Annotated in this window: 1 pseudogene; it reads right to left on the bottom strand. The window is 48.5% G+C overall.

What is annotated here, in order from left to right:
- Positions 1-334: pseudogene (locus AB4585_RS24590) on the bottom strand (porphobilinogen synthase); the annotation flags it as partial.

The following is a 334-nucleotide window of genomic DNA, read 5'->3' as shown; positions in this document are numbered from 1 at the left end:
ATATCGGATGGTGCGACCACATCTGCGCCAGCTTTAGCGTGAGACAGTGCTTGTTTGATCAGGACAGCTGTTGTTTCATCGTTCAGTACATAACCATCGTTATCAATGATGCCATCTTGACCATGGGTAGTGTAGGGATCCAGAGCAACATCAGTAATGACGCCAATCTGCGGGATATGCTCTTTTAGCAGGCGTACCGCTCTTTGCACCAAACCTTCAGGGTTATGGGCTTCAGCTGCACAAGTGCTTTTTACATCCTGATTCACTACCGGAAACAGTGCGATAGCCGGAACACCCAAGTTGGCGAGCCTTTCTGCTTCTTCTAGCATAAGGT

This window comes from Vibrio sp. 10N.222.49.C9 (assembly GCF_041474985.1).
GTDB lineage: Bacteria > Pseudomonadota > Gammaproteobacteria > Enterobacterales > Vibrionaceae > Vibrio > Vibrio crassostreae_C.
Note: the sequence above shows the minus strand (reverse complement) of the source record. Positions and strands in the feature narration are given on the sequence as shown.